This window comes from Methylobacterium sp. GC_Met_3, from assembly GCF_026540775.1.
GTDB lineage: Bacteria > Pseudomonadota > Alphaproteobacteria > Rhizobiales > Beijerinckiaceae > Methylobacterium.
Window position 1 is genome coordinate 20,743 of record NZ_JALNUL010000027.1, and the last position, 25,933, is coordinate 46,675.

Below are 25,933 nucleotides of genomic sequence, written 5' to 3' on the forward strand. Positions count from 1 at the left end.
GCATGGTCCTCGCTCAACCTTAAGTTGTATCAGGAGACGTGTTTCGAACATCGGCACAGCCGGCGGTTTCCGTTGGAGGTGGAGGCGGCGGCCGCTTGGCGGCTCAGAATACGAGCGCGCTCTTCCCTCGGACGTGCCTTCCTAGGATCGCGTCATAGGCGTTCGGCGCATCGCTGAAGGGGTAGGTTGCGCTGACCTCCCAATCGAGGTCACCGGCCACGATGGCGGCTAAGATGCGCTCGACGACCTTTGGGTCGCGTCGTCTCCAAATCTGCTTGATCCGCAGCGACGAGGGTTGCAGCGCAGCTACGGACCCGACGGTCCCGTCCGGTTTCACGCGGGCCAGCGAGCCTCGGGTCGCCTCGTCCGTGCCCGCCATATCGATGGCTGCATCGAACAGGTCGGGCCAAGCCATTTCCAGCCGCTCGATAAGGCCAGGTCCGTACACGACCGGGATCGCGCCGAGCGAGGCGAGGTAATCCTGGTTGACCTCCGAGCCAGTGGCCACGACGGCAATCCCCCGACGTCGGGCGAGTTGCAGCAAGATCGAACCGACGCCGCCGGCACCGCCATGGGCGAGGAGAGAGGAGATTGGGCCGAGCTCCTTTAGGATCGTCATGGCGGTCTGCGCCGCCCCGGCCAGCGAGCCAGCGATCTGCCAGGGAACCGACGGCGGGCGTCTGATTAGGTTAGCGACGGGTACATCAATGACCGTGGCATGGGTGAAGTCGCCACCCGATCCCAGGACCTCATCGCCGATGCCCCATCCGGCAGCATCGCCCCCCAGCGCGACCACGGTACCGGCGAACTCAGTGCCGAACGAGAGGGGGAGCGTGCCGTAGCGGAACTCGCCTGTCATCCGTCTGGCATCAACCGGATTAACCCCGGTCGCCCTCACGGTGATGCGGGCCAAGCCGCTGCCGAGTGATGGCAGTTCGAAGGTGGTGAACTCAAGCACGTCGGATTGACCATACCGCTGGGCGGTCAAGGCTGTGGTTTCCATACAGGTCCCTTCTCCCGGAATGTCTCGTGCCAAGGCGGGGATCAGACGAGTTCGGAGAGAGAGGCGAACTCGAAGCCCTTGAGGGATTCAGTGTTCCGTCCTTGCGCTTTCAGGACCCAGTTGGGATCGCTGAGCAGTGTCCGTCCGACCGCGATGAGGTCGAACTCGTCCCGCCCCATGCGCTCGATCAGCCGCTCCAGGCCCACGCTGGTGGAGCTCTCGCCACAGAAGGCGGACAATGAATCGCTGGACAGGCCGACCGACCCGACGGCAATCGTCGCGGCACCCGTCAGCTTCTTGGCCCAACCCGCGAAGTTCAGTCCGTCCGTCCCGTCGATCTCCGGGAACTCAGGCTCCCAGTAGCGACGCTGGGAGCAATGGAGGATGTCGACGCCTGCCTCCACCAGGGGCAGCAGCCATTCGGTCATGAGCTTCGGCGTCTCGGCCAGCCTCACCGTGTAATCCTGCTGCTTCCATTGGCTCACGCGGAAGATGAGCGGGAGGTCGGGGCCGACAGCCGCCCGGACGGCAGCGACGACCTCACCCGCGAACCTCGCCCGCTCCTTGATGGTCGCGCCGCCGTAGCGGTCGGTGCGCAGGTTCGTGCCGGACCAGAAGAACTGGTCGATCAGGTATCCATGCGCACCGTGGATCTCGACCGCGTCGAAGCCGAGCCGCCTAGCCTCGGTCGCCGCGGTGGCGAAGGCCGCCACCGTATCGGCGATGGCCTCCTCGCTCATGGCCTCTCCCCGCGGTGTGCCGGGAGCCAACAGACCCGCGGGGCTCTCGACCGGGGCCGCCGGCTCCCATTGCAGGTGCTTGGTCGATCCGGTGTGCCAGAGCTGCGGTGCCATGCGCCCGCCGGCCTCGTGGACGGCATCGATGACGCCCTTCCACCCGGCGAGGGCGGCCTCGCCGTAGAAGGACGGCACTTCGGGATGGTTGCGCGATGCGGGACGGTCTACGACCGTGCCCTCCGAGAGGATCAGCCCAACCTGTCCCTCGGCTCTGCGCCTGTAATAGGCCGCGTTCGCCTCGCGCGGGACGCTCCCAGGGGCCATGGCGCGGGTCATAGGCGCCATCACGATGCGGTTTTTCAGATCGAGAGTTTTGAGCTGGAAGGGGCGAAACAGCGGAGCGCTGTCGGAGACGGACATCGGGGAACCTCCTCGCGCGCTTAACGGAAGCCGCCGCTCGCCATCAGGCGCTCGCCGGTCATCCAGCGGGCGTCGTCCGAGGCCAGGAAGACCGCGACGCCGGCGATGTCGTTCGGTTGGCCGATGCGTCCGAGCGGGGTGCTTGCAATCGCGTATCGCTCGAAGTCCGAGCCGATTATCCCCATGGCACGGGTGCCCTCAGTTTCGACGACACCGGGGAGGAGGGCGTTCACCCGGATTTTGCGCGCGCCCAGCTCCTTGGCGAGCACCCCCGTGATGGACTCGGTGGCCCCCTTCGTTCCCGCGTAGACGGCCGACGTTGGCGGCAACAGGGTCGTCACGTTCGACGAAATATTGATGATGCTGCCGCCCTCGCCGAGGTGCTTGAGCGCGGCTTGGGTAGTCAGAAGGAGACCGAGGACGTTCACGTCGAAGGTCCGGTGGTAGTATTCCTCGGTAACCTGCTCGATGGGCACCATGGCGTAGATGGCGGCGTTGTTCACCAGTACGTCCAGTCGTCCGAACTCGGCGACGGCGGCTTCGACCAGGGCTTGCGCCTGATCCGCCTTCGAGACGTCGCCGCCGACCGCGATCGTCTCTCCGCCGGCATGTCTGATCGCCTCCACGACGGCGTCGGCGCCTTCCCGGCTGGACGCGTAGTTCACCACCACCTTGGCGCCTTCAGAGGCGAACGCCTTGGCGATGGCCGCTCCGATGCCCTTCGAGGCCCCCGTCACGACAGCGACTTTCCCAGTGAGCTTGGCCATCTTGCAACCTTTCAAAAGGGCGAGCACCGCGTTCCGGTGCGGATTAATTCATTTATCCCGTTGTTCAGGATTTCCGGATTATTGAACTCGCTGTCAAGGCCGTTTATGGAAATCGCATGCGCCAGCCTTCCCATCCCGCCATCGAGGACGTACGACCAGACGCGATCCTGCACGCCCTTGGCGACGCGGAGCGCGCAGCGATCTTCGCGCAAATCGAGGGCGTGTGTTCCGGCGGCACGTGCACGGCATTGGCGAACACGGGCGAGCGCGTCGTTCCGCGGTCGTCCCTGTCCCAGCACATCAAGGTACTTCGGGAGGCCGGCCTTATCCGGAGCGAGCGTCACGGCGTCGAGATCCGAAACCACTCGCGGACCCCCGAGCTGCAGGAGCCAATGAGGGACCTCGTCCGGTCCATCATGGATGCGTATGCCTGGCATTACGGTCCGCGAGCGGCAGCTGACCGGTAGCATCCCCGTACAGGTCGGCCGCCATCGGAGTTCCACCCTGATCAGCCTGAGGACTCCGTCTGGCGTCCGTAGGGGAGTGAGGAGTGGCACCATGCTGAGGCGTGACGGATGGACGTGTCGACGGGGGATTGACCGCCCGGCGTTACGTGAAGGAGACCATCACGGCCCCGCCAAAGAACAACATCCTCATAGGCGAGAAGGCCGGGCCTGAAGGCCGGCTGTCAAAGCTTTACGCCGACGCTCTCCAGGAAGGTGTCCATCCGATTGTCGACTTCCGCCTTCGTTTCCGCCCACGCCGGGAATGACCGGAGAAGATTGTCATGCCAGGCGACCAGATTGGGATATTCCTTGATTGGGAACCGCGCCCTGTCGACCTGGGAAAAGGGGGCCGCGACGTCGAGATCAGCCAACGTCAGCGCATTGCCGACCATGAACGCGCGGCCTTCCAGATGCTTATCGAGCACCCTGGCCGAAGAGCGGATCTTCCCCTCGGCGAAGGCGATAAGATTTTCATCCTTGGGCAGGTTCATGACGGTCTTGCCGATACGCTCGTCAAAGATCGTGACGGTGAAGGTGCGCCACTGCTCGCCGGACCAAAACATCCATTGAAGCACCTGTGAACGCTCCTTCTCAGTGTTACCCAACAGCGGCGAATTGATTTTGTTAGCCAGGTATAAGTTGATCGCGGCGGCCTCGTAGAGAATGAAATCCCCGTCCTCAAGAACTGGTGTCAGGCCGTGCGGATTGAGGCGAGACTTGAATTCGGCGGTCTGACTTTCACCTTTAAACAGGTCGACGAACACCCGCTCCAGTTCAACTCCCATGATCTTTGCAGCGGTCGTTACGCGCCGCAGGCTACCTGAGCCGGGGTCGCCGTAAAGCCTCATCGTCATGATTGACCATCCCATCCCGGGCCATCGCAGCCCGTTGTGTATGGATCATCCACATTCGATCTTGGAATGATATTAGAAAAATTACGATAGTATCTATTCTCTCTGAGAATTGGTGCTGAGGTGGAAACGGAGGGAGAGCTAGCCTAGCCAGCAAACTGGACCGACACGCGGTCGGGGTAGAAAGCAAGGCGACCGGAGATGTCCACGACAGCTTCGAAAGGTGCTTCGTAAGTCCACATGGCGTTCAAACCTCCCTTGCCGAGAGCAGGAATGCTGTAGTAGTTCGCCCCGACCTTGTAATGACAATATGTCCCATGCCGATATCGCACCAATCACGACATGCCGATATCGCTACGTAGTTTGTATTGAACAGGCTAATATGACGCTTCTTTGAGCGTAAAAACTGAACGTGTGCTCGCGAGGTGTAGCAGATCCTTCCCGGCAATGACCGTCATCGGGCATGAATGCATGACGATGGAATGGGCGGAGGGGGCGTTAATATATTGGAAGCGGTCACGAGCTTACCTTTCCCACCCTACATTAAATCGTTAAGCCGACTCCGAAAGAGCTTTGGCCAATATAAGTTCTATTCCGAAATGGAATGGCAGCGATGGATAAGTTTAATGCAATGCGAATGTTTGTACGGGTTGTCGAGAGCGGAAGCTTTTCGCAGGCGGCGCGAGATCTGAACGTCAGCCAGCCTACGGTCAGCAAGCAGCTCGCTGCGCTTGAGGCGCGCTTGGGCGCCCAACTGCTCGCAAGGAACTCGCGTACCCTCTCCGTGACGCCTACGGGGCAGGACTATTACGAGGACACCCTGCGCATCCTGCAGGATCTCGACCTTGCCGAGGAGAGGGTCGCCGCGGGACAGTCGGCTCCGGCGGGGCTGATCCGCATCACCCTCTCCCCGGCCTTCGGAAGGATGTTCGTCATTCCCCGGCTTGCCGGTTTCAGGGAAGCCTTTCCCGACGTGTCCATCGAGATGGAGGTCTCCGGGAGGCATGTCGACCTCATCGAGGAGGGGATGGACGTCGCGATCCGCATCGGGCGCCTTTCGGACTCAGCCCTCGTCGCACGGCGTATCGGCGACATGCGGATGATCACCTTGGCATCCGCCGCATACCTTGCTCGACATGGCACGCCAATGACCGTGGACGAACTTCGCCAGCATCACCGCATCGGCTACGTCTACCAGAGGGATATCGTCGGGTGGGGTTTCGAAGTGGACGGCCGTCAGGTCACTGTCGAGGGTGGCGGTGCGTTCCGCACCAACGATGCCGAACATGTCCGTAGCGCCGTACTGTCGGGCCTCGGCATCGCTCACCACGCAAGTTGGCTGTTTACCGATGTGCTCGCCTCGGGCGAGGTGGTTCAGGTCCTGGATCAATATGCGCCGCCAACCTTCCCGATCAACGCGGTCACGGCCGCCGGGCGACGCATGCCCTCGCGCGTGCGGCATTTCATCGAGTTCCTCGCGGCGATTTGCGCCGAGGAGCCTCAACTGAAGGTGAGCGAGGACTGAGATGCATCATGGTCATGGCTTCATACGTATCCTAACGGACCTGGACCGAATTCCTCACCAGCCTTCGTCGTTTCGCGAATGTATGACACCTCCGCAGGCGTCGACCGCCGCCACAACGCTTCGTTGCGCGAGGCTAGGGTCCACTTGCCACCCCGAGGCGAAGTTGCCGTAGGACTAAGGAACGGCCGCTTTGGAGATGCGCCGCGGGCGATCCGGGTGGCCGCGTTGGGTCGATAGGAGGCCGTCCGCTTTTCCGGCCGGCATTCTTCGAAGCGGCCGTTCTGCTTACGGCCAGATCTGGTCGACTGCTTCGGACCCGCTGCAGCCAGATGCATCTTACAGCGCGAGCTGTGATGGCGGTGCAGCCAATCGAGATGCGTTTGCGTGCGCCTTCCGTCCTGGGCAGCTTAAGGAGCAGCTTGGCCTCTTATCACCCGGAGCACTCGCCCGATCTGGCAGCTTATTTGCGTCGTAGGATGGCCAACAGCGGTAATCGTACGATCGTATACCAAGGCGATCACACGTCTGCGGCAATCTACCGGTCGCCCGCTTGGGTCTCGCGGAGTTCGTATGCCCCAATCCTGGTCGCCCCAGCTTCGTAGGCGCTCGATCCTGAAAGGTCTGGCCGGACTGGCGGTCGGTGCGCCGCTGGCGCCGATAGTCGCGCGCGCTGCGGGCCTCAAGACCGTCCGCTTCAGCGAGGCCGTCCACAACCTCGGATACATCAATCTCTACGTCGGAATGCACGCCGGCATCTTCGAGAAGAACGGCCTCGACATGCAGGTGAGTGCCGCCGGCGGTGACACGCAGACCTTCGCGGCCGTGCTGGGCGGCTCGGCGGATTTTGCCATCGGCGATCCCACGATGGTGGTGATCTCGCGCGAGAACGGCGGCCCCGGGATGGTCGTCGGCACCGTCGTTCAGCGGGCCCACTATTTTGCGGTCTCGAAGACGGTTGAGCCTTTCACCGATCCGAAGGGCTTCAAGGGCAAGCGGATCGCCACGTCGCCCGAGCCCAACACCAACTTCAGCGTCACCAAACGCCTCGTCGAGAGCAACGGGATGAAGCTCGGCGTCGACGCGACGATCGTACCGGTCAGCCCCGGAACCGAGATCGCCGCCATGCTCGCCGGCGCGGCCGACATCGCCGTCGCCTACCAGCCCGGCGTGGCGCAGGCGGTGGCGCAGGGCGCCAGGATCGTGTTCGATTTCTCGAACTACATCGGACCCTTCTGCAACACCGGGATCATGGTGCTGCCCGGCACGATCCAGAAGGATCCCGAGACCGTGCAGGCTCTGGTGACGGCCTTCGAGGAGGCCGGGCGCAAGACCTACGGCGATCCGGACTACGCTAAGAAGGTCGCGCGGCTGGAATTCCCGGATCTGCCGGGCGAGGTCGTGGACGCGGCGATCGAGGCCGAGCTGAAATACAAGATTCCGGCTTCAACCGTCGTGACCGAGAAGGACGCCTGGGAAAGCCTGATGGGCATGCAGAAGTATCTCGGCAACATCAAGGGCTCGCTCACCTTCGATCTGGTCGTCGATAATACCTTTGCCAACAAGGCTGCGAAGCGCGCCGGTTGACCGGCGCCCCCATGTCCGAAGGCCCCCCGCACGCCGCACCCCACCCCGTGCCGCCGCTCGCCGTCGAGCGCCTCGCCAAGGCGTATCGGTCGGGCGGTCGGATCCTGCCCGTCGTCGGCGACCTCACCTTCGCGCTCGCCCGCGGAGAGATCGTGGCGATCGTCGGGCCCTCGGGCTGCGGGAAGACCACGCTGCTCAACGCCGTCTGCGGTCTGACACCGGTGGATTCGGGCCGCATCCTCTGGCACGGCGCGCCCCTCGACCGGCGCGGACGGCCGCCGAGCGGGATCGGCTACATGCTGCAGAAGGATCTGCTGCTGCCCTGGCGCACGGCTCTCGACAACGTGAAGCTCGGGACCGAACTGCGCGGGATGCCCCGCGGGCAGGCCGACGAACGGGCGCGGGCGCTTCTCGACCAGCTCGGCCTACACGGGTTCGCCGGGGCCTATCCCGCGACCCTGTCGGGCGGCATGCGCCAGCGTGTGGCGCTCGCCCGCACCCTGATTAACGATCCGGACGTCCTGCTGTTCGACGAGCCCTTCGCGGCGCTCGACTTCCAGACGAAGCTGCTGATCGAGGCCGACACGGTGCGGCTCGTGCGCGAGGGGGCCAAGTCCGCACTCCTGATCACCCACGACATCGAGGAGGCCGTCTCGATCGCCGACCGCGTCCTCGTGCTGAGCGGGCGGCCGACCGCCGTCAAAGCCAGCTACACGATCGACCTCGACTGCGCGCCCGACGACATGATCGGGGCCCGGGAGAGCGTCGGTTTCGGCGATTATGTCCGCCAGATCTGGGCCGATCTCGACATCCCACGCACCACGCTCGGCGGTGCCGGGCGTGGCATCCGCCGCGCTGCCGCGAGGTCCTGAGATGTCGGACGCTGTGACCGGACGGGCAACCATCGCGGGAGAGAGCCAGAAGGCCCCGCCGCGCGACAATGCGCGCCTGCGGGCGGGCGTACTCGTCCTGCTCGTGCAGGTCGCGCTTCTTGCGGCCCTGCTGTCGACCTGGGAATGGCAGACGCGCCTGAACCCGCAAGCGTCGTTCCTGTTCGGCTCGCCCTCCGCGATCGGCCGCTTCCTCTGGCAGGGTCTCGCCGACGGCACGCTCCTGCGCGACGCGGGCGTCACGGCCCTCGAGACGGGGCTCGGGTTCCTGATCGGCAACATCGTGGGCACGCTCGCCGGCCTGTCGCTCTGGTACTCGACTTTCGTCTCGCGGGTCGTGCAGCCGTTCATCGTCGCGATCGGCTCGATCCCAATCATTGCGCTCGCCCCGATCATCATCATCTGGTTCGGCACGGGCCTCGCCTCGAAGGTGGCGATGTCGACGCTGTCGGTCGTCGTGGTCGCCCTCGTGACCTCCTACAAGGGCGCGCTCGGCGTCGACCCGGACCAGATCAACCTCCTGCGGACCCTCGGCGCGCGGAAACCGCAGATCTTCACCAAGCTCGTCGTGCCGTCGAGCCTCGCCGACATCTTCGCTGGCCTGAAGCTCACCGTCGGCTTCGCGCTGATCGGCGCCATCGTCGGCGAGTTCATGTCGTCTTCCGTGGGTCTGGGCCACGCCATCTTCAAGGCGGGCTCCCTATACGCGATCCCGAAGGTCTTCGCCGCGCTGGTCGGCACGATCGCGTTGGGCCTCGTCCTAACCTTCCTGGTCGGCCGGGCCGAACGGATCCTCATGCCCTGGCGGCATCATCTCTGACCCACGCCATCCCTCGAAACCAACGCCACCAGGAGCCCCGTGTGACGCAGCGCATCAGCAAGCAGGGCACGATCAAGTACGCCCTCTCGGGCGACGAGCCCTTCGTCGCCAGGATCGCACCGGGCGAGATCGTCACGGTCGAGTGCGTGATCAACATCGGCGACGGCGTCATAAAGGATCTCGGGCAGAACCTGACCGAGGCCGACGTCACCTTCCCGTTCGTGAATGGGGCGACGGGTCCGATAGAAGTCGCGGGCGCGAAGCCGGGCGACATGCTCAAGGTCGAGATCCTCGACATGGAACTCGGCCAGCGCGGCTACAGCTCCCTGTGGCCCGGACACGGCATGTTCCCGGATTGGGTGCGCCGCAAGGAATGGGGCATCCGCACCAAGGTCGTCGATGTGCACGACGGGCATGTGATCTGGAATGACCGGCTCCGGCTGCCGGTGAAGCCGATGGCCGGCGTCATCGGCGTAGCACCCGTCCACGGTGCAGTCCTGACGGTGGACAACGGCACTCATGGCGGCAACCTCGACGTTCAGGAGGTCACTACCGGCAACACTGTGATGTTGCGGGTTGAGAAGCCCGGTGCGCATTTCTTCATCGGTGATTGTCACGCGCTCCAGGGTGACGGTGAAGCAGTCGGAATGGGGGCAATCGAGATAGGAGCAAACGTGACCCTGCGGGTGAGCCTCGTGCCCGCGCCGGTGCGGCTCGGCCATCCGCGGATCGAGACGCCTACGCATCTCTGTACGCTCGGCTGTGCCCGCCCGCTCGAGGATGCGATGCGTATCGCGTTCGCCGACATGATCTACTGGCTTGCCGACGAGTGGAACATCCCCGAGCCGGAGGGTTACCTGCTGCTCGCACAGATCGCCGAGGCGCGCTGCACGCAGATGGTCAATCCGAAGTATACGTATATTTGCAAGGTGCCGAAGACCATCCTAGCTGCTTTCAAGTGAGCCGAGTCGCAGAGCTGCAATCCAGTCGATTGCTGGATGCGATTCGACTGAGCCAAGCAGTTCGGCTTGCAGATCATCGGCGCTCGCAGTGCCAGCCTCGACCTGACCCGCATGGCGGTCGCCCTGGGGCTTGAATGGACGCGACGGTGAACCGCCCGGATATCGTGGCGGAGATTATCGGATGCGGAGTGCATCGGCTTCAACAACGACATCAAGCCAGTAGAAGCCTGTCCGTTTGCCCGGCTGTTCTTCTCCGAAGAAAACTAGCGGCTTTCGGCCCGCATCTGCCGCAACGCTGGGCTCGCGTGAGCGTCTCAGATGGGTGGTTTGCCGCCAGTCCGCTTTCGGGCGGCCATGCATAAGAGCGGACATAACCACCGCGCCCGCTCACGACCCTTCTCGGACAGTAAGCCAGAGGCAGTCGGAGGTCTGCATTCTGGTAGGAGCAGACGTTCGACGTAACTACGCCGCGAACTGACGGATCACGGCAACGATCCGGCGACGGTCGAAGGGCTTGCTGACGTAGATACCTCGCTCGGGCATCTCGTGCGCCTTCGGCGTCGCCTGTGAGGAGGTGAGGATCAGTTCGATCGGAGGCCAACGCTCGCGGATCACCAAGGCGAGCTTCATGCCCGCCGTCGAGCCGCGCATGTCGAGGTCCGTGAACACCGTCCGGATGTCCGTCCGCGTCTCCAACATCCGGATCGCTTCGGCTACGGTATGCGCCTCGACGGCTTCGCACCCAGCCTGCTCGACGAAGTCCACCATCGCCATCATCAGCAACGGGTCGTCCTCGACAACGAGGACCGCCGCCGAAGCTGGGGGGAGTTCCTGGATCACACCACGCCTAATGAGACTGGATTTCGTGGAAAGGCGCTTTGAACTCAGCCCGCAGGCCCGTCGTGTCGTAGTGCAGGACCGCTTGCCGAGACCCAAGCAAACCCATTCGAATGAGCTTGGTTCCGAACCCCCCACGCCCTGTCGGGGCAATTACCGCCGGGCCGCCGTATTCGATCCAGTCGAGCACGAACTCCGACCCGTCGTCGCCCGCGACCCGCCATGACACCGAGACCGTGCCTGTGTGGTTCGAGAGAGCGCCGTATTTCACCGCGTTGGTAGCGAGTTCGTGCAGCAGCATCGACAGCGACAGCGCTGCCTGGGCTCCTATGTCGAGGTCAGGGCCGTTCAGCATGATCCGATCCAAAGGCGCTTGCAGGCTGAGCACGCCCTCCATGACATCGCGCATGCCCGCGGCCGACCAGTTCTGCTGCAACAACACATCGTGCGCCCGCGACAGCGCCAAGACGCGGCGCTCGAACGCTTCGACAGGCTCACGCTCGGAGACGGTCCGCAGGGTCTGCGTGGCGATCGACTGAACGATGGCCAGTGTGTTCTTCAGCCGGTGCGATAGCTCGCGGTTGAGCACCGCCTGCTGGTCCTCGGCACGCAGCCGTCCAATGCCGACCTGCACCCGGTCGGCGACGTTGCGAGCGAAGGTGACCTCCTCCGATGTCCAAGGGCGGGGTTCGGGATTATGAACGAAGAACAGGCCGACCGTACGACCCCGCACCTGCACCGGCACGTTGAGCATGGCGCCGATGTTGATCGCGGTGAACGGCTTCGCGTGGTCGGCGGTCCTGGGATCTTCCGTCACGGCACAAACGACCAGGATCTCTCCTCGATCGAGTGTCGCACCGATCGCGCCGTAGTCGGCGAAGCGGTGACGGCCGACCAGACTGGCTGAACCCAGCGTCGTCCAATCCTGATGGATCGTGATGAACTCTCCCGTCGCGTCGAGTTCGCCGTATCCTGCCCGGCTGGAACCGAGGGTCCGACCGACGATCTCCGCCGCCTTGGCGGTCATCTCTGAAATCGTGTCCACGTCTCGGAGATGATCGCCCAACTCGACCTGCGCCGCCCGCCGGATGGAAGCCGCACGAGCCTGTTCCTCGTCGGCCCGTAGTTGCGCGACCTGCTGACGCTCTCGCATCAGGACCATAACCTGCCGAGCCAACCGCCGCAGCGCGTCCGCTTGGGCTTCGGTCAGGCCCTCGGGCCGGGGCTTGCCATCGATCACGCACAGGCTGCCCATCACCCTGCCACTGGGCGTGCGTAGTGGTGCCCCAGCATAGAACCGGATGTGCGGATCGCCGGTCACAAGGGGATTGGAACTGGTGCGCGGATCGTCGGCAAGATCAGGGATCACGAGCAGGTCGGGCTCGCTCAGCACGTACTTGCAGACTGAGGAGTTCAGGTCGGTCTCGCAGGGCTGGAAACCCACGCGCGCCTTGAACCATTGCCGATTGGCGGCGACCAAGCTGACCAACGCGACCGGGGCATCGCAGATGGTTCGCGCTATGTGCACCGCATCGTCGAAGCCTTCCTCGGGAACCGTGTCGAGGACGCCGTAGGCATCCAGTTCGGCGAGACGCCCTGGATCAACCGTGTCGGGATGGATGCCGCTGTCCGGGCTGTGCATCATGGCCAGAGCTGAGCTTGGGGACAGAGGTGTATCGTCCATCTCGGCATATGTCATTCTGCCGACCACTCAATTTCCTGATAGGGCGGCCACACGCGCATCTTCGGACCGGCCCCATGCGGACAAGGGCTTTCGACTGTCCGCTTCGAAACTTCTGCGGACGTAGGAAGGCTCGGGCGCGAGGGTCGGCTTCCCACCTCGAACCGAAGTCGCCAGACGACCGACGAATGACCGCTTTTGGGAAGCGCCGATAGAGATCTAGGCGGCCGGGTTGGGTCGGAAGCGGAATGTCCGGCTCGCGGCGAAACGCCAGGATCCGGTTGCCATCCGCAGCGGACTGTCAGTGCGAGCAACAATCGTCAGTTTTCGAAGCCTAGACAGTCTCTGAACAGGGGGAGCAAGTGGCGCTTGCCGAGACGATGCTGCCTGATTTTGGCAGGCCTCAAAGGTGGCGGAGTTGGCAGGCAACCGCCGCGAAAGCAGCGGAGGGACGGTCCTGCACTGATGGGCCGCGAGCGTAACCGGCTGTCAATGCGCCTACTATAGACCTTCCCAGCATCATAAAAACAGCCATAGCTCCTATCAGTGACACAGCCTCCTGCACCGCGTGTCCGTAAGCGAACCTGGCTCTACGACTTTGCACCGGGGTGCAAGATCGGCGTCGGTCCCCAGCAGGGATGGATCGACCGCCTCAAGTTTGGCCTACCCGGCATCAACGTGCCCTGTGCCTGCGCGCATGGGGACCTGAAGGCTTATCTCGGCCGACGAAGCCGCGAGTACGATGATCCCTTCGAGGTCGAGCAACTGCCCAATCGCAGCCTCCGAGTGACGTTCCCCGCCAAGCGGTGGCTGTTCAACCTCCAAATCACGATCAGTTTGCGAGACGGGCTTTGGTCGGGCGCGGGAGCCCTTGAACTCAACACGACGCGCCTTTTCGCCTCGGTCGATGAAGCGCGGAACCTAGCCGCATCACCTGAGGTGAACCGCATCGACCTTATGCGGCCGCATGGATTGAACCCGATCCGGGCACTCACACTCGACGGCAACGATAACTTCGTTCCCGACCGCTTGATCCCCATGGCAGTCCAAGCGGACTGGTCGCGCCTGACCCAGAGTTACGCTGCCGCGGTGCTCGATGTCGTGACAGAGGCAGTCGGTACGCTGCACGATCTCGAACTAAAGAACAAATCGCACGAGCCGCTTCTGCGCCTGCCTCCGCTCGAGCGGTGGACGCTGAAGCACGCAGAGGTCTACGCCGAGTTCAAGGATGCCAACGCCCCCCTTCGCGTGGCCGAGATTGCGGAACACGGGCGAAGCTTGTCCCCCCTCTTCGCAGTAGAAAATCATGGAAAGTCGCCCACTCACGGGATGAGCCGGAACGGCAACATGCCTGCGATGAAGATCGGCCTCGGAGCGGCGGGGGTCGATCTCTCGATCTACGCAAAGGCTCACGACCGTCTCCGTGTCGAAGCCAGATACACGCGCGCACCCCTCAAAGCGTGCCGGCTTACAAAAGAGCACTACTCTGGATCTTCGGCGTTCGTAGCGGAGGTGCTGGTAGGGATTAGGGAGAATGCAGTGGCACGCATTACCCAGTTTCTTGAAGCGTATGAGAAAAGCCGAGGCTCGGCTGCCCCTCGACTTACCGCTCTCGTGAGCCTGCTGAGTGCCGTCTCACGTGCGTGCGGGAGCGACCTGCGCTTGATGAACCGCGTCCTTTCGCTCCTGATCGTGCATAACGGTCTGAGCCGCACGAGCGACCAACGCCTTCAAGAAATCGCAGACATCCTAATTCAATCCGGCTTCTTGCGGCAAAGCCGAGCAACACTCCGCTCGCGTCGGACGGAGTACGTCCTTGCTCCCTACTACGGCGCCGCTCTCGCGTCATTGCGGGCACTACCGAAACAGTAAAAGCGCGGCAGCACAGAAGCCCGAGCAGACCCTTTTGCACCGGGGTGCAAGTTCAATGAGCCTCGTCATTCGGCGGACAACTCTCCATACGCGTCCTCCAAGAATTCATGGATGGTCCGGCCCTGATAACTCCAAAACAGGCCTGGAGCGACACTGTAGTCCAATTGCATTGCCTCACGTGTCGCTGCGGTAAGGGATAGCTCGTCGGTTCCAAAACGTACCTTCCTAGGCCCGACAACCACCACTACGGCATCATTCCGCGTGCATCGCAGCTCGGCACTAATCGGTATGCCCAAGACCGTAAAATCGAGATTTGGCCGCCGTGCTCGGAGCGCACGCGTCGCTCCGAGTTCCTGTTCGGAAATCGAAGATGACTGCTCCTCTACCGCCTGGGTCGCATCCTCAATATGAAGCAGACGGAGGATAGCTAACGCTTGCTCTGGCTCTATCCGGAAGAACTCACGCCGCGCGTTGACCCTCTGGGGAGCAAAGGCAATGTGTAGGGCCTGCTCAACCCGCACTGCGTCTTCGACCCCGCAAGCGAAGACAAGTTCGAAAGGCACAGGTACGCCTGTCGTGTAAAGCTGATCGAGGCGTGCCTGAGCGGTGTCCTGTGCGGTGCGGCCGATCTTCACGAGCCCTGGCATTGCGGGGTTGGTCAGCAGGTAGACAATGCTCAGACCCGATCCGGAAGCGGTCCGCTCAGTGGTATCCATCGAAGCATAGGAGCATGTTGGGTGAGGATTTCATACTCCGCGCCTGTGAAATCCGAGAAGGCTGCAACGCGGTGTAGCGGCCGGTAGCTCCAGCCTCGGGGGGCAAGGTAGCTGCAGGATAGGCCTCTGCCCAACCGGCGGCGGTCTTTTTGCACCCCGGCGCGAAGTCGGCCTGCTATACATTCTCCAGAACAGTCTCGGTTTCGCCCTCAATCGGCCAGATCCCAGTACCAAGCCCGTGAAGGGCGGGCCGGCGGATCTTGATCGCCTGGTGCGTCTCGGGGCTCGTCAGCTCCGTTATGACTTCGCCGGTCTGGGCGGACAGCCATTCCGCGAGCAGAGTGCAGTACGAGGTGCCGGCTGCCGCCGAGCTGACCAACACGGGCTCCCACGGATAGGCCATCACGCAGAGCTGGCGGTACAGGGCGCACGCGTCGGCCAGGGCGAACATCGCCCAGATCTCGGCCGTGAGCCGCTTCGTGTCCCCGATGAAGAACGGGTCCGGGGCGAGGCGGTAGCCCCGTGGTGTGCCCTGTGGTGGCTTGGAAAGCGCGATCCGCCCCCTGCCGGTGTAGGTCCAGTTCGCGATGCGCATGATCAAGCTCCTAGATGGCGTCACTGGACGCGGGTTGCCGAGGTCACCGCGGTGACGTTGGCCGCGAAGGACGACCACCGCGGCTCACGACCGGGCCTCGCGCTGACGGACAGGCTGGACAGCCCTCTCAACAGGCCAGCCACGAGCGAGCCTTCGCTTCAGGGTGTTTTTCGCGAGCCCGTGTGCCGCAGCCGCTTCCGCGACCGTCATGCGCACGCCGTCGAGGCTGATGTAGCTGCTTATTTCCGCGAGATAGCGGTCTCGGGTCTGTCCGGGCATAGCAGTTTCGCTCGAAGGCGATCTGTCGGATCTCCGGGATCCGAATGCCGCAGCAACACAAGCCATGTCTACACTACCTTGTTACCGGGTCCAACCGGTCGTCCTGCGATAACTACTGCTCTTCAACAGGGCTGCTCTGCCCAGATACCTGTGCCCCAAACTGCTTGATCAAGCTCACCGGCAGCCGTCACAGCAGCGATAGTTGGACTGGACGTGCCGGGGTGGACGGCTGCTCTACAGGGCGGCGGTATTCTGCGGGCAAAAGCGGGTGCTCCGCGGCACAGCCCTCGGCCTCCATGCCGAACTCGGGGACGTGCAGGCCGGCGCGGTGCGCGAGCCACACGCTGACCCACGCGCGGTGACACCAGTTCGACCCGCCCGGTTTGCAGAAACAGGTCAGCACGGGTGTCTTCCCGCCGGCCTCGCACCGTATCCGCTCGACAACTCGAACTGGATCCAAGTCCGCGAGCTGCCGCACGTAGCGGACGCGATACTCTTCCGGATCCTCGGTCGTGTAGAGCCACTGGCCGGGCTGCAATTCCGGGATCCTAGGCTGTGCCTTCATCCACCGCGGCGAACCGCGCGAGATCCCGATACGGACGTGATCCGGAGGGATGTGGCGGGCCCAATAGCTAGTCTTCAGGATCATCACGTCTCACCTGAGATGAGCGCAATTCTACCCCATGACATGGCTGGAACGAAGGTCGTAGAGCCTCGAAAATTGCACCGGGGTGCAGCGTGAGGCCAAGATGTTCAGCGAGATGCTTCAGGCAGTTCCGGCACTAAGGATTACCGCACTCGCCACAGAGCCCCAACGAGGCCGAGATTAGCGAGAGCTAGCGCGAGCAGGATCCACCAAAGCGCATCGGGGCTGGCGTGAGTGAGAACGAAGGCGCCGATTGGTGGCGCAAGGGCCTGAGCCACCAGACCCGGCCGGGCCAAGCGGCCGACCACCAGCGGGTAGCGTACAGGGCCGAACAGGGCCAAGGGCACCGTCCCCCGCGCAATCGAATAGATCCCGTTGCCGCCGCCGTAGAGCACCAGCCAGACCCCGACGCCGGGCAAACCGAACGCGAGCAGCGCCAGCCCGAGCGCGACCAGGGCGAACGCTGCTGTCAGGGTCCAGAGCGGGTGATGCCGGCCCTTGAACGACATCTCCACGATGCGGGCGCCCACCTGTGCCGGGCCAATCAGTGCCCCGTAGGAGACAGCCGACGCGAGCGCCACGCCCCGCGCCTGCAACAAGGTGAGCAGATGTACCGACACCAGGGACATGATCGCACCGCCGAGGATTAGGACCCCAGCGAACAATAGGAACGCCCGCCGCTCGTGCGCTGATAGCGGGCCGGTGGTCCCCTTCTGGTGCTCCGTCGTCATCGGCAGTGCCGGAGCCGGCGGGATCAGCACCAGCACCAGCGGCAGCGTGACCGCCAGATGCAGACCGGCATAGGCCAAGCAGGCTCCCCGCCAGCCGACGTGCGCGACCAGAAACGCAGAAAGGGGCCAGCACACGGTGCTGGCAAACCCACCCCACAGGGTCAGCGTGGTGATCGCTGGCCGCGCTGTGGCACCGTAGAGCCGGCCAAGGGTGGCGAAAGCGGGATCATACAAGCCGCAGCCCATCCCCGCCCCGAGGATCAGCCAGCCGGCCAGATAGACCGGCAGGACCGGTGCAAGGGCCAGCGTGGTCAGCCCGGCCGCCAGCAGAAGCGCGGCAAGCGCAAGCACCGGCCGCCCTCCGTGGCGGTGGATCGCTGTGCCGACGTGCGGAGAGGCGACCGCAGCGATCAGGAGGCCAAGCGCCAGACCGCCGACCACCCAGGCCAGCGGCCAGCCGGTGCTTTCCGCGATGGGACCAGCGAGCACCGCCGGCAGGTAAAAGGACGAACCCCAGGCGAGGATTTCGACCACGCCGAGGGCCGAAATGACGGTCAGGCGCCTCCTTCCGTCGCTCTCCGCCTCAGATCTCACGGGAAGTTGGCTTGAGCACCGCACCTTGGCGAACCGCGCCACGCTCGTACCAGCCTTGGCTGCGGTTCACGATCCAGACCACGGTGAGCATCACCGGGACCTCGATCAGCACCCCCACCACGGTGGCGAGCGCCGCGCCCGAGTTGAAGCCGAACAGGCTGATCGCCGCCGCCACCGCCAGCTCGAAGAAGTTCGACGCGCCGATCAGCGCCGAGGGACCGGCCACACAGTGCTGTTCGCCAGCGAGGCGGTTGAGCAGGTACGCGAGACCGGCGTTGAAGTAGACTTGGATGAGGATCGGCACCGCGAGCAGCCCGATGCCGGCCGGCTGGGCGAGGATCTGCTCGCCCTGGAAGCCGAACAGCAGGACGAGTGTGGCCAGGAGCGCCACCAGCGACACCGGCCCAAGCGCCTTCAAGAAACGATCGAGCGCCGCTTGCCCGCCCGAGGTCAGGAGCGAGCGCCGCAGCAACTGCGCCACGATCACGGGGATGACGATGTAGAGCACCACCGAGAGCACCAGCGTGCCCCAGGGCACGGTGATGGCCGACAACCCCAGCAGCAGGCCGACGATGGGGGCGAAGGCCACCACCATGATGCTGTCGTTGAGGGCGACTTGGCTCAGCGTGAAGTGGGGCTCGCCCTTCGTCAGGTTCGACCACACGAACACCATGGCGGTGCAGGGCGCCGCCGCCAGGATGATGAGGCCGGCGATGTAGCTGTCGATCTGGTCGGCCGGGAGATACGGCCGGAACAGGTAACCGATGAACAGCCAGCCGAGCGCCGCCATCGAGAAGGGCTTCACCGCCCAGTTGATGAACAGCGTCACCCCGATGCCGCGCCAGTGCCGCCCGACCTGCCGCAACGAGGCGAAGTCGATCTTGAGCAGCATGGGGATGACCATGAGCCAGATCAGCGCCGCCACGGGCAGGTTCACCTTGGCGACCTCGGCTGCGCCGACCGCCTGGAAGAAGCCGGGCATGACGTGGCCGAGCGCGATGCCCGCCACGATGCACAGCGCGACCCAGAGGGTCAGGTAGCGTTCGAACGTGGACATCGAGGCACCTCAGGCGGTGGCGACGCGGCGGCCGTGCTCATCCACCACCCGCTCGCCGTCCTCCTTGACGAACTCGCCCTGCTGCACCGGCAAGAGGTCGAGCACAGCTTCCGAAGGCCGGCACAGACGCACGCCCTTCGTGCTCACCACCAGCGGGCGGTTCAGGAGGATCGGATGCGCCTCGATCGCGTCGAGCAGCTGCTCGTCCGTCAGCGCCGGATCGCTCAAACCCAGTTCCGCAAAGGGCGTACCCTTCTCCCGCAGGACGTCGCGCACCGACAGGCCGGCACGGGCCAGGAGCTGCTTGACCAACACCCGGTTCGGCGGGGTCTTCAGGTACTCCACGACGTGCGGCTCGATGCCGGCGTTGCGGATCATCGCCAGGGTGTTGCGCGAGGTGCCGCACTCGGGGTTGTGGTAGATCACGACATCGAACGGCTCAGGCATGTGCGGTCTCTCCGGTGCGGCAAAGGCAGCCAGCCAGCGCCTCGACCGCCGGGGCACAGACCTCCGGGTGGCCCTGGCAGCAGTCGCGCATGAGGAACTGGACCAGCTCCGACAAGGCTGGGTAGGCGGCGCTGTAGATGATCGAACGGCCCTCGCGACGCGAAGCGACCAAGCCCGCGTGGCTCAGCTCTTTGAGGTGATGGGAGACCGTAGCAGCCGACACGCCGACCGCTTCGGCCAGGACGCCGGATGCCAGCCCCTCCGGGCCGGCGATCACGAGCGCGCGCACCAAGCGCAGGCGGTGTTCCTGCCCGAGGGCCAGAAAGGCGGCGAGGGCTTGCGCTTCGTCCATATCCGCTACAATCTTCAAATAGCAATTTGAACGTACGAGAAAGCGGCCCCTTGGACAAGCCTCAGCAACCCTTCACCGATGGCCTGCCGAACCTAAGCCAGGGACACTTTGCGGTACCGACCCGCGAGAGCGTGCAGGCTGCCACGCCGTTCACCCACGCGCCGCGCTTGCTGATCCTCTACGGCTCGCTCCGGGAGAGGTCCTTCAGCCGCTTTCTCGCCTATGAGGCAGCCCGCCTCCTCGAAGCTATGGGCGGTGAGGTGCGGATCTACGATGCCCACGGCCTGCCCCTGCCGGACGACACCACCGCCGATCACCCGAAGGTGCAGGAGCTGCGCAACCTCTCGATCTGGTCGGAGGGGCAGGTCTGGGTCTCGCCGGAGCGCCACGGCAACCTGACCGGCGTGATGAAGAGCCAGATCGACTGGTTGCCCTTGAGCGAGGGCAGCGTGCGGCCGACCCAGGGCCGCACCCTGGCCGTCATGCAGGTGTCAGGCGGCTCTCAGAGCTTCAACGCCGTGAACAGCCTGCGCGTGCTCGGCCGCTGGATGCGGATGATCGTGATCCCAAACCAGTCCTCAGTGCCGATGGCCTACAAGGAGTTTGACGACGCCGGCCGGATGAAGCCGGGGCCGCTCTACGAGCGCGTGGTGGACGTCTGCGAGGAGCTGATGAAGTTCACGCTGCTGAGACGCGAGCGGGCCGACTACTTGGTCGATCGCTACAGCGAACGGAAGGAACGGGAGCCGGAGCGGCTGAAAGCCGTGGCCGCCGACATCGGCTTTGTGAGGCGCTGAGGCCGGTCCAGTAACGCGGCCCGAGGAGCACACCGATGCTGACCCTTGATCGCCCTGAGCAGACCGCGCTGGCCCCCGCTACAGACATTCCGCTTGGTGCCCTGCTCGCTGCCTGCGATGCGCAGCCGGCGGTGCCGCTGGTGTTCACCTACGCCGGGCGCACCATCCAGCGCGGCTACCACGTCACCGAGGTGAAGGCCGGGCAGTTCGCTGCCCTCGACTGCGGCGCCAATCCGGAAGCATGGTCAGAGATCTTCATCCAGCTCTGGGACGTGATCGATGGTGACCGCACCCACATGACCACCGGCAAGTTCGCCGCCATCATCCGCAAGGTGTCAGAACATGTCGGCCTCGACCAAGGCGCCCGTCTCACTTTCGAGGTGAGCGACGGCGTAGAGCCGATGCAACTCCACTGCGCTGCTGCTCCTATGACGACAGCTGGTGTGCTGTCCGTAGCTCTGTCACCTCGGGTCGCGAGCTGCAAACCGCGTGACCGCTGGCTTGAGGAGCAGAAAGCGAGCGCGTGCTGCGGCACCTCAAGGAGTGAGCAGCCTTGCTGCGGCTGAGATCGACCTGAGTGCCCGCTTTCCACCCGTCGCGGACCGTGCAGGTGGGCACAGAGCGTCGGATTTTGCACCGGGGTGCAGCAGAGACCTAACGAGGCACTGGCCTTTCGGGGCTCGGCCTAGGTCTCGTCTCGGCGGAGCCGCGCCAGGGCCTTGCGGCCTGTGTCGGTCAGAAGCCAAGCGGGTTCGCCGCAGTCGCGCAACCGAACCAGCCCCATCTCCACCAGCAGCGGCATCACGCTCGGATGCGATTGGATCCTGAGACCGCCGGGGTTCGCTGCAACGGCACGCAGGGCGGCGAGGAGCTTCCCACGCAGCGGCGGTACGGCTTCAGGTGTCATGCGTCTCGACGTGTCGTGCTGTCGGTCGGCCTCGACCCTCAGCCTGGATCTAGAACAGGACAGGAACGGTGAAAGGCATGCTCCGTTGAAGATGCAGCCTGCAACGGGCAGGCGACACGGATACGGGCATGAAGACGGAGCGGTTCGGGGTCTGCCGGCTGACGGGGACGCGCGGTAAGTTCGCGAAGTCGCATTTGATCCCGAGGGCGTTCACCAAGCCGACCGAGAATGGCGCCCCGCTTCTCCAAGCCGGGCACCGCACGCCGATCAGTGAGCGGTACGATAGCTGGTACGATCGGCAGATCGTGACCCAGGAAGGCGAGTACATCCTAGGACAGATTGATGATGCCGCGATTAGGGAGTTGCGCAAGCACAAGCTGGTGTGGAGCGGCTGGGGTGGAATGCGGGAACTCAACGACCCGGATCACCACCTGTTCATGCCTCCCGCACACGGCGTCAGGCGGGTGCGCGGCATCAATACCGGGGTGCTCCGTACCTTCTTCCTGAGCTTGCTGTGGCGAGCCGCGGTCACGTCCCGGTTTGAGTTTGCCGAAGTGATGCTGTCGGAAGCTGACGTGAGGCAGCTCGGTGAACTCGTCCTGAGCGGTGAGTGGGGCCCTGCGGACTTCTACCCCGCGACGCTCATCCAGCTCTCCACTGTTGGGCTGATACACAACTTTACCCCCATCGTTGAGACGAAGCACATGCCGGGCGCCGAAGGCTCTCCGGCCTGGACGGTAGACATCGTGAGGTTCTACCTCGACGGGCTGATGGTCCACCTGCACATACCCGGAACCGACGACGGACAGACAAGCCGTCTGGGTCCCGTGATGCTAGGCGGTGACGATTGGTTGGCGGTCACCACAGTGACCTATGAGCAGTCCTGGCAGGCCGAGAACCTGGAGGATGTGATCACGCACTCGATGTTCCCGGATGATCCACCGGGCCGCAAGCGGCGCTGAAGTTTGCACCGGGGTGCAATCTCAGTGTGAAAACGCGAGCCCGCTCGCGTTGAACGATTACGTGGGTGCCCAGGGAAGGTCATAAGGGAGGAACACCATGTATGTCTTGTTCCAGTCCCCTACGCCTTCCACGTCAAAGTGGAGGCGCATCTCGATCCGTTTGCGCTCAGGGTGGTGCGCGAGCACCTCGACAGACCGAACTGTGCGGACGCATCGCAGGGGCGTGTAGCTACGCCCGGTGAGATGGTCCTGGTGCGGGATTGCAGCCTGCCTGATCACTTCGAGCTGCATCAGGCGCCCGAGCCACGGTGTGTCGGCGTAGGTGCGCACGTACTCTAGGAAGCGCACCCCGTAGGTCGGCGCAAAAGGCATCTCACCGCGCTGCACGGACAGGCAGTTGAAGACGAACTGCTCGAATGCCTCGACCCCGCTCACTCTGGCGATACTGCCCGTCGCGGTTAGGCTCATGTCGGTATCGGGGGAGAGTTTTATGTCACTACCCATCCGGCGCGCATCTTCGCGCGACACGCTCGGGGCGACACGGCAGATCAGCTCGTAGCCAGCGGCTGAGCGAGACAGCTTGGGTGCCGCCAGAAGGACGCGGCCGTCGCCGATCCGCTCGGACAGCACGTACCGTTCGGAAGGCTTGAGCCGATCGAAGTCATCAACCAGCCGAAGCAACTGGTTGAAGTCGCCGATGACGAAATGGGTCAGCCGGACGACCCAGCTTGTCGCCTCGAAATGCACCACGTCGCCCGTACAGACCACATGTGGGCCGAGAGCAAGAAGATCGTCGCCGAAGTCCAGTCGGGTACCGCGAGCCTGCTCAAGAGCCATCGCCGCTTCGTGGGCTGCCCTCATCGCGCGGAGGACCTCGACGGTGTAGGTAGCCTCGTCTCGATCAATGAGCACGGAGTGCGTCGCGCACAACCAGATGCCATTTTCGATCGCAGCCCGCTCCTCCGGGGTCATTGCGAGATCGTACCGCGGGCCGCCTCGCGCCGCGGCGCAGATGTGAGCTGCAACCCCAGTCCGAGCGACAGCATCTGCCGCTTCCTGACTGGGTCCGGCAGTCGAGCAGCCGCAGCCCGTGAACGAGCATCGATAGGATGCGCGCAGCGCCAGGGCCTGCTTCGTTCGCTCGCTGAAGTCGTCTCGCTGCGCCATGCTCGTCTTCTAACCTGCGCGTTTGGTCACCCGAAGCGGACACCAGCCGGCACCTCATTTTGCACCGGGGTGCAGCGTGACTGTAATCGCGAGGCGTCACGCGTCCTCGTCGGTCTCGTGGTCGATCGTCTCAGGTTCCAGGGCAGCCCGGCGCTCGGCCAGAAGCTCCGTGAGGCGGGTCGCCATCGCTGCAAGGCCCTGTTGCGCAGCCAGCCGGCTGACCACTTCGGCGCTCTGGTCCGGCATGAGGCCGATGCGTTCAACGACCTTCTGGCTCAGTCCGAGCAGGGCGTTCCGCTGGCCCTGGATGTCCAGTAACAGCTTGAGCAGCTTCACTTCGTCCTTTGGGGACGGATCCTTCTTGTTGCCGAGCGCCGCATATCGGGACCAAGCTTCCTGCTCAAGAAGCTCCAGGCGGGCCAGCGCCTCGCCGCGGAACCGGGTGATGGTGCGCCCGCCCCCGCTAATCTCCCACCGGGCATGAACGCGATCAATGAAGCGCATCACCACCCGAGTGTTCAGATCGAGGAGCTGACCGATAATCTCGGGGCGCGTGATGCCCTTGAGCAGAAGCATCTCCACGCGGGTGACGTCCTGATCATCACGCGTCGCACGATCAGCCGTGGCTGCAACGGTAGCAGCCGGCGGGACATGGATCCGCTGAGCGGCGGCTGACGCTGACTTGGCCTTCGCCAGGACGCGCCGGTTCGGTCTCGGTGCCGGTGCTACGGCCTGCTTTTTCTGAAGGGCCATGGATCGTCTCTGTAGGGTCATAGGTGCGAGGAACTTACGGTATGAAGACAGAGGGATTTGCGATCGGGCTTCCTGCCTTACACGGCCATCCAAAGCGCCAGCGGGCAGGGTTATCCTCACGTCAAAAATCCCCGCCCTTCAGTCCAGGGCGAGGATGCTGTTGTCCGTCAGTTTGCCTGCTTAGCTATCGGGATTGTCCATCTTGGCTAGCATGGCGTCGAGCGTATCAGCCCGTTGCGCGTACGCCTCTGCACGCTCCTGATGGTGCCTTGATAATTCCATCAAGTCTTCCCTGGTCATTTGTCCAATTGGCTTATCCCAGCCAGGAGGAACAAATGCGAGAATTTCCTCTCCCGTCATATTGGCGTAATCCGGAAGCTCTTCATCATCATTCATTTCGGTCTCCAAGTTTTAAATTTTTAAGATCCGCGTTCTGCGCATCGCATTGTAGTTATAACATCAATAGATCAGCGATTATAGTCACATATCACTGCATAATTGTTCATCAAGCCTGCGCACTCTGCATCGTTCTAGCCCGGAGGGTCGGCTTCCGGACGTCAGGGGTTACCTGGGGCTCCGGGACACGGGCCAGGAGGTTGATCACCGTCTGGCTGGCCCATTTCGCCTTGCCGGTCGGCGTTGAGATGCCCTTTTCCGTGAGTGCACGGGCACAGGCGTTGAGGCTGAGACCTTGCGCCTGAAGCTCCCGGATGATCGGGGCGATGTCCTCTGCACGGCGATCCGCGATCTGGGTGCGCCGAGCCCGGCCGGCGGTGCGGCCCGCATCCGTGTTCGTCAGGTTGGCCGGGGTGCCGAGCTGCTTCCCCCTCGCCTTCGCGGCGGCCAGGGCCTTCCGGGTGCGCTCTCCGATAAGTCCGGCTTCCAGTTCCGCGACCGCGACCATCTGCGAGAGAAGGAAGCGGCCGGTCGGACCCTCGATTTGCGGCAGGTCGCAGAAACGCACCTCCACGCCGGCTTCGAGCAGCCGGTGCAGGAAGCTGGAGGACCGGGTGAGCCTGGACACGTTCGCGACGATCAGCGTCGCCCCGGTGATCCGGCAGTGTGCCAGGGCGCGAGCCAACTCGGGGCGGTCTGACTTCCGACCGCTCTCCACCTCAACGAACTCGGCCAGGATCTCCCAAGCCCCGCCGTTGAGGAAGTCGGAGACCGTCTTGCGCTGGGCTTCGAGGCCCAGACCGCTGATGCCCTGGCGATCGGTGCTGACCCGCAGGTAGGAGACGAATTTGCCAGCGGCCATCACTGCTGCTCCCGGAGGGTGCTGCCCAGCAAGTTGGGTTGAATGAGGGTTTGATAGAACTTGCTGATGTGAGCCTGGGTCGAAATCGTCGGGCTGGGAAGCCCAGAGACGCAGCGAGCGGCGAATTTTGCACCCCGGTGCAAGCCGCCCCCAGCGATTGGCAGCGTCACGCGTTGAAGATCAAGCGCGGCCGGTCCGGGCAGCGCACATGGCCACT

Annotated in this window: 28 protein-coding genes; 10 read left to right on the forward strand and 18 right to left on the reverse strand. The window is 63.9% G+C overall.

The annotated features are described in order from the left end of the window. Window positions 1-103: 103 nt before the first annotated feature. The 3 genes from OXS27_RS22960 to OXS27_RS22970 are packed head-to-tail and all read right to left on the reverse strand — an operon-like array spanning window position 104 to window position 2,927. Window positions 104-1,003 (reverse strand): NADP-dependent oxidoreductase, encoded by a 900-nt coding sequence (locus OXS27_RS22960; protein ID WP_267358858.1) that lies wholly within the window; start codon window positions 1,001-1,003, stop codon window positions 104-106. A 41-nt stretch (window positions 1,004-1,044) separates the two neighbouring features. Then, the gene (locus OXS27_RS22965) at window positions 1,045-2,160 is read right to left on the reverse strand and encodes an NADH:flavin oxidoreductase (protein WP_267358859.1); all 1,116 of its coding nucleotides are present in this window, start codon (window positions 2,158-2,160) and stop codon (window positions 1,045-1,047) included. Between the two features lie 20 nt (window positions 2,161-2,180). Continuing rightward, the gene (locus OXS27_RS22970; RefSeq protein ID WP_267358861.1) at window positions 2,181-2,927 is read right to left on the reverse strand and encodes a glucose 1-dehydrogenase; all 747 of its coding nucleotides are present in this window, start codon (window positions 2,925-2,927) and stop codon (window positions 2,181-2,183) included. 116 nt (window positions 2,928-3,043) lie between these two features. On the opposite strand from OXS27_RS22970, the gene OXS27_RS22975 reads away from it, so the two are divergent. After that, window positions 3,044-3,394, forward strand: a complete 351-nt coding sequence (locus OXS27_RS22975; protein WP_267358863.1) for a helix-turn-helix domain-containing protein — start codon at window positions 3,044-3,046, stop codon at window positions 3,392-3,394. A gap of 221 nt (window positions 3,395-3,615) precedes the next feature. Here the strand turns inward: OXS27_RS22975 and OXS27_RS22980 are convergent, their stop codons facing one another. Continuing rightward, window positions 3,616-4,287, reverse strand: coding sequence for a glutathione S-transferase family protein (locus tag OXS27_RS22980; RefSeq protein ID WP_267358865.1), 672 nt, complete (start codon window positions 4,285-4,287; stop codon window positions 3,616-3,618). 601 nt (window positions 4,288-4,888) lie between these two features. On the opposite strand from OXS27_RS22980, the gene OXS27_RS22985 reads away from it, so the two are divergent. The 5 genes from OXS27_RS22985 to OXS27_RS23005 all read left to right on the forward strand — a co-directional run bounded on the left by OXS27_RS22985 (window position 4,889) and on the right by OXS27_RS23005 (window position 10,065). Continuing rightward, the gene (locus OXS27_RS22985) at window positions 4,889-5,809 is read left to right on the forward strand and encodes a LysR family transcriptional regulator (protein WP_267358866.1); all 921 of its coding nucleotides are present in this window, start codon (window positions 4,889-4,891) and stop codon (window positions 5,807-5,809) included. A 570-nt stretch (window positions 5,810-6,379) separates the two neighbouring features. Further along, window positions 6,380-7,393 carry an ABC transporter substrate-binding protein gene (locus tag OXS27_RS22990; protein ID WP_267358868.1) on the forward strand — a complete coding sequence of 338 codons (1,014 nt, stop codon included), beginning with the start codon at window positions 6,380-6,382 and terminating at the stop codon, window positions 7,391-7,393. Window positions 7,394-7,404: 11 nt separating this feature from the next. Then, entirely contained in the window at window positions 7,405-8,265 is an 861-nt protein-coding gene (locus OXS27_RS22995) for an ABC transporter ATP-binding protein (RefSeq protein ID WP_267358870.1), read from the forward strand. A 1-nt stretch (window position 8,266) separates the two neighbouring features. Next, a complete protein-coding gene (locus OXS27_RS23000) occupies window positions 8,267-9,103 on the forward strand; it encodes an ABC transporter permease (RefSeq protein ID WP_267358872.1) in 837 nt (278 codons plus the stop codon). Between the two features lie 41 nt (window positions 9,104-9,144). Further along, the gene (locus OXS27_RS23005; protein ID WP_267358874.1) at window positions 9,145-10,065 is read left to right on the forward strand and encodes an acetamidase/formamidase family protein; all 921 of its coding nucleotides are present in this window, start codon (window positions 9,145-9,147) and stop codon (window positions 10,063-10,065) included. A 462-nt stretch (window positions 10,066-10,527) separates the two neighbouring features. Here the strand turns inward: OXS27_RS23005 and OXS27_RS23010 are convergent, their stop codons facing one another. Both OXS27_RS23010 and OXS27_RS23015 read right to left on the reverse strand, forming a co-directional pair. Then, window positions 10,528-10,905 (reverse strand): response regulator, encoded by a 378-nt coding sequence (locus OXS27_RS23010; RefSeq protein ID WP_267358876.1) that lies wholly within the window; start codon window positions 10,903-10,905, stop codon window positions 10,528-10,530. Between the two features lie 7 nt (window positions 10,906-10,912). After that, window positions 10,913-12,586, reverse strand: coding sequence for a GAF domain-containing protein (locus OXS27_RS23015; protein ID WP_267358878.1), 1,674 nt, complete (start codon window positions 12,584-12,586; stop codon window positions 10,913-10,915). A gap of 783 nt (window positions 12,587-13,369) precedes the next feature. Between OXS27_RS23015 and OXS27_RS23020 the strand changes: the two genes are divergently transcribed. Beyond that, the gene (locus OXS27_RS23020) at window positions 13,370-14,455 is read left to right on the forward strand and encodes a hypothetical protein (protein ID WP_267358880.1); all 1,086 of its coding nucleotides are present in this window, start codon (window positions 13,370-13,372) and stop codon (window positions 14,453-14,455) included. A gap of 65 nt (window positions 14,456-14,520) precedes the next feature. Here the strand turns inward: OXS27_RS23020 and OXS27_RS23025 are convergent, their stop codons facing one another. The 7 genes from OXS27_RS23025 to OXS27_RS23055 all read right to left on the reverse strand — a co-directional run bounded on the left by OXS27_RS23025 (window position 14,521) and on the right by OXS27_RS23055 (window position 19,872). Further along, complete coding sequence (locus OXS27_RS23025; protein ID WP_267358882.1) at window positions 14,521-15,171, reverse strand: GIY-YIG nuclease family protein; 651 nt, start codon at window positions 15,169-15,171, stop codon at window positions 14,521-14,523. Window positions 15,172-15,346: 175 nt separating this feature from the next. Then, a complete protein-coding gene (locus tag OXS27_RS23030) occupies window positions 15,347-15,766 on the reverse strand; it encodes a hypothetical protein (protein ID WP_267358884.1) in 420 nt (139 codons plus the stop codon). Window positions 15,767-16,232: 466 nt separating this feature from the next. After that, the gene (locus tag OXS27_RS23035) at window positions 16,233-16,694 is read right to left on the reverse strand and encodes a hypothetical protein (protein WP_267358886.1); all 462 of its coding nucleotides are present in this window, start codon (window positions 16,692-16,694) and stop codon (window positions 16,233-16,235) included. 140 nt (window positions 16,695-16,834) lie between these two features. Then, window positions 16,835-18,016: an MFS transporter gene (locus OXS27_RS23040; protein WP_267358937.1), complete on the reverse strand. Its 1,182-nt coding sequence runs from the start codon at window positions 18,014-18,016 to the stop codon at window positions 16,835-16,837. Then, window positions 18,006-19,073, reverse strand: a complete 1,068-nt coding sequence (gene arsB / locus OXS27_RS23045; protein WP_267358888.1) for an ACR3 family arsenite efflux transporter — start codon at window positions 19,071-19,073, stop codon at window positions 18,006-18,008. The genes OXS27_RS23040 and arsB overlap by 11 nt, the downstream gene beginning before the upstream one ends. Before the next feature lie 9 nt (window positions 19,074-19,082). Next, the gene (gene arsC, locus OXS27_RS23050; protein ID WP_267358890.1) at window positions 19,083-19,520 is read right to left on the reverse strand and encodes an arsenate reductase (glutaredoxin); all 438 of its coding nucleotides are present in this window, start codon (window positions 19,518-19,520) and stop codon (window positions 19,083-19,085) included. Beyond that, window positions 19,513-19,872 (reverse strand): metalloregulator ArsR/SmtB family transcription factor, encoded by a 360-nt coding sequence (locus OXS27_RS23055; protein WP_267358891.1) that lies wholly within the window; start codon window positions 19,870-19,872, stop codon window positions 19,513-19,515. The genes arsC and OXS27_RS23055 overlap by 8 nt, the downstream gene beginning before the upstream one ends. 50 nt (window positions 19,873-19,922) lie before the next feature. Between OXS27_RS23055 and arsH the strand changes: the two genes are divergently transcribed. Together arsH and OXS27_RS23065 are read left to right on the forward strand one after the other, a co-directional pair. Next, on the forward strand, window positions 19,923-20,669 hold the full coding sequence (arsH, locus tag OXS27_RS23060) for an arsenical resistance protein ArsH (RefSeq protein ID WP_267358893.1): 747 nt from the start codon (window positions 19,923-19,925) through the stop codon (window positions 20,667-20,669). A 35-nt stretch (window positions 20,670-20,704) separates the two neighbouring features. Further along, window positions 20,705-21,235: a DUF6428 family protein gene (locus OXS27_RS23065; RefSeq protein ID WP_267358895.1), complete on the forward strand. Its 531-nt coding sequence runs from the start codon at window positions 20,705-20,707 to the stop codon at window positions 21,233-21,235. Window positions 21,236-21,354: 119 nt separating this feature from the next. Here OXS27_RS23065 and OXS27_RS23070 read toward each other — a convergent pair whose 3' ends face one another. Continuing rightward, window positions 21,355-21,576, reverse strand: coding sequence for a hypothetical protein (locus tag OXS27_RS23070; protein WP_267358897.1), 222 nt, complete (start codon window positions 21,574-21,576; stop codon window positions 21,355-21,357). 128 nt (window positions 21,577-21,704) lie between these two features. Between OXS27_RS23070 and OXS27_RS23075 the strand changes: the two genes are divergently transcribed. Then, the gene (locus OXS27_RS23075; protein ID WP_267358899.1) at window positions 21,705-22,538 is read left to right on the forward strand and encodes a hypothetical protein; all 834 of its coding nucleotides are present in this window, start codon (window positions 21,705-21,707) and stop codon (window positions 22,536-22,538) included. Between the two features lie 57 nt (window positions 22,539-22,595). Here the strand turns inward: OXS27_RS23075 and OXS27_RS23080 are convergent, their stop codons facing one another. The 4 genes from OXS27_RS23080 to OXS27_RS23095 all read right to left on the reverse strand — a co-directional run bounded on the left by OXS27_RS23080 (window position 22,596) and on the right by OXS27_RS23095 (window position 25,716). Further along, complete coding sequence (locus tag OXS27_RS23080) at window positions 22,596-23,510, reverse strand: hypothetical protein (protein ID WP_267358901.1); 915 nt, start codon at window positions 23,508-23,510, stop codon at window positions 22,596-22,598. Window positions 23,511-23,801: 291 nt separating this feature from the next. Continuing rightward, a complete protein-coding gene (locus OXS27_RS23085; RefSeq protein WP_267358903.1) occupies window positions 23,802-24,287 on the reverse strand; it encodes a hypothetical protein in 486 nt (161 codons plus the stop codon). Window positions 24,288-24,638: 351 nt separating this feature from the next. Next, window positions 24,639-24,854, reverse strand: coding sequence for a hypothetical protein (locus OXS27_RS23090; protein WP_267358905.1), 216 nt, complete (start codon window positions 24,852-24,854; stop codon window positions 24,639-24,641). 109 nt (window positions 24,855-24,963) lie between these two features. Beyond that, window positions 24,964-25,716 (reverse strand): recombinase family protein, encoded by a 753-nt coding sequence (locus OXS27_RS23095; RefSeq protein WP_267358906.1) that lies wholly within the window; start codon window positions 25,714-25,716, stop codon window positions 24,964-24,966. Between the last annotated feature and the right edge of the window lie 217 nt (window positions 25,717-25,933).

Bases quoted from the DNA above. Each gene is read 5' to 3' on its own strand.
- OXS27_RS23035 (WP_267358886.1), bottom strand. From the start codon at position 16,694: ATGATCCTGAAGACTAGCTATTGGGCCCGCCACATCCCTCCGGATCAC.
- OXS27_RS22970 (WP_267358861.1), bottom strand. From the start codon at position 2,927: ATGGCCAAGCTCACTGGGAAAGTCGCTGTCGTGACGGGGGCCTCGAAG.
- OXS27_RS22985 (WP_267358866.1), top strand. From the start codon at position 4,889: ATGGCAGCGATGGATAAGTTTAATGCAATGCGAATGTTTGTACGGGTT.
- arsB (WP_267358888.1), bottom strand. From the start codon at position 19,073: ATGTCCACGTTCGAACGCTACCTGACCCTCTGGGTCGCGCTGTGCATC.
- arsC (WP_267358890.1), bottom strand. From the start codon at position 19,520: ATGCCTGAGCCGTTCGATGTCGTGATCTACCACAACCCCGAGTGCGGC.
- OXS27_RS23000 (WP_267358872.1), top strand. From the start codon at position 8,267: ATGTCGGACGCTGTGACCGGACGGGCAACCATCGCGGGAGAGAGCCAG.
- OXS27_RS23075 (WP_267358899.1), top strand. From the start codon at position 21,705: ATGAAGACGGAGCGGTTCGGGGTCTGCCGGCTGACGGGGACGCGCGGT.
- OXS27_RS23080 (WP_267358901.1), bottom strand. From the start codon at position 23,510: ATGACCCCGGAGGAGCGGGCTGCGATCGAAAATGGCATCTGGTTGTGC.
- OXS27_RS22990 (WP_267358868.1), top strand. From the start codon at position 6,380: ATGCCCCAATCCTGGTCGCCCCAGCTTCGTAGGCGCTCGATCCTGAAA.
- OXS27_RS23030 (WP_267358884.1), bottom strand. From the start codon at position 15,766: ATGCGCATCGCGAACTGGACCTACACCGGCAGGGGGCGGATCGCGCTT.
- OXS27_RS22980 (WP_267358865.1), bottom strand. From the start codon at position 4,287: ATGACGATGAGGCTTTACGGCGACCCCGGCTCAGGTAGCCTGCGGCGC.
- OXS27_RS22995 (WP_267358870.1), top strand. From the start codon at position 7,405: ATGTCCGAAGGCCCCCCGCACGCCGCACCCCACCCCGTGCCGCCGCTC.
- OXS27_RS23090 (WP_267358905.1), bottom strand. From the start codon at position 24,854: ATGAATGATGATGAAGAGCTTCCGGATTACGCCAATATGACGGGAGAG.
- OXS27_RS22960 (WP_267358858.1), bottom strand. From the start codon at position 1,003: ATGGAAACCACAGCCTTGACCGCCCAGCGGTATGGTCAATCCGACGTG.
- OXS27_RS23055 (WP_267358891.1), bottom strand. From the start codon at position 19,872: ATGGACGAAGCGCAAGCCCTCGCCGCCTTTCTGGCCCTCGGGCAGGAA.
- OXS27_RS22965 (WP_267358859.1), bottom strand. From the start codon at position 2,160: ATGTCCGTCTCCGACAGCGCTCCGCTGTTTCGCCCCTTCCAGCTCAAA.
- OXS27_RS23095 (WP_267358906.1), bottom strand. From the start codon at position 25,716: ATGGCCGCTGGCAAATTCGTCTCCTACCTGCGGGTCAGCACCGATCGC.
- OXS27_RS22975 (WP_267358863.1), top strand. From the start codon at position 3,044: ATGCGCCAGCCTTCCCATCCCGCCATCGAGGACGTACGACCAGACGCG.
- OXS27_RS23015 (WP_267358878.1), bottom strand. From the start codon at position 12,586: ATGGACGATACACCTCTGTCCCCAAGCTCAGCTCTGGCCATGATGCAC.
- OXS27_RS23070 (WP_267358897.1), bottom strand. From the start codon at position 21,576: ATGACACCTGAAGCCGTACCGCCGCTGCGTGGGAAGCTCCTCGCCGCC.
- OXS27_RS23025 (WP_267358882.1), bottom strand. From the start codon at position 15,171: ATGGATACCACTGAGCGGACCGCTTCCGGATCGGGTCTGAGCATTGTC.
- OXS27_RS23065 (WP_267358895.1), top strand. From the start codon at position 20,705: ATGCTGACCCTTGATCGCCCTGAGCAGACCGCGCTGGCCCCCGCTACA.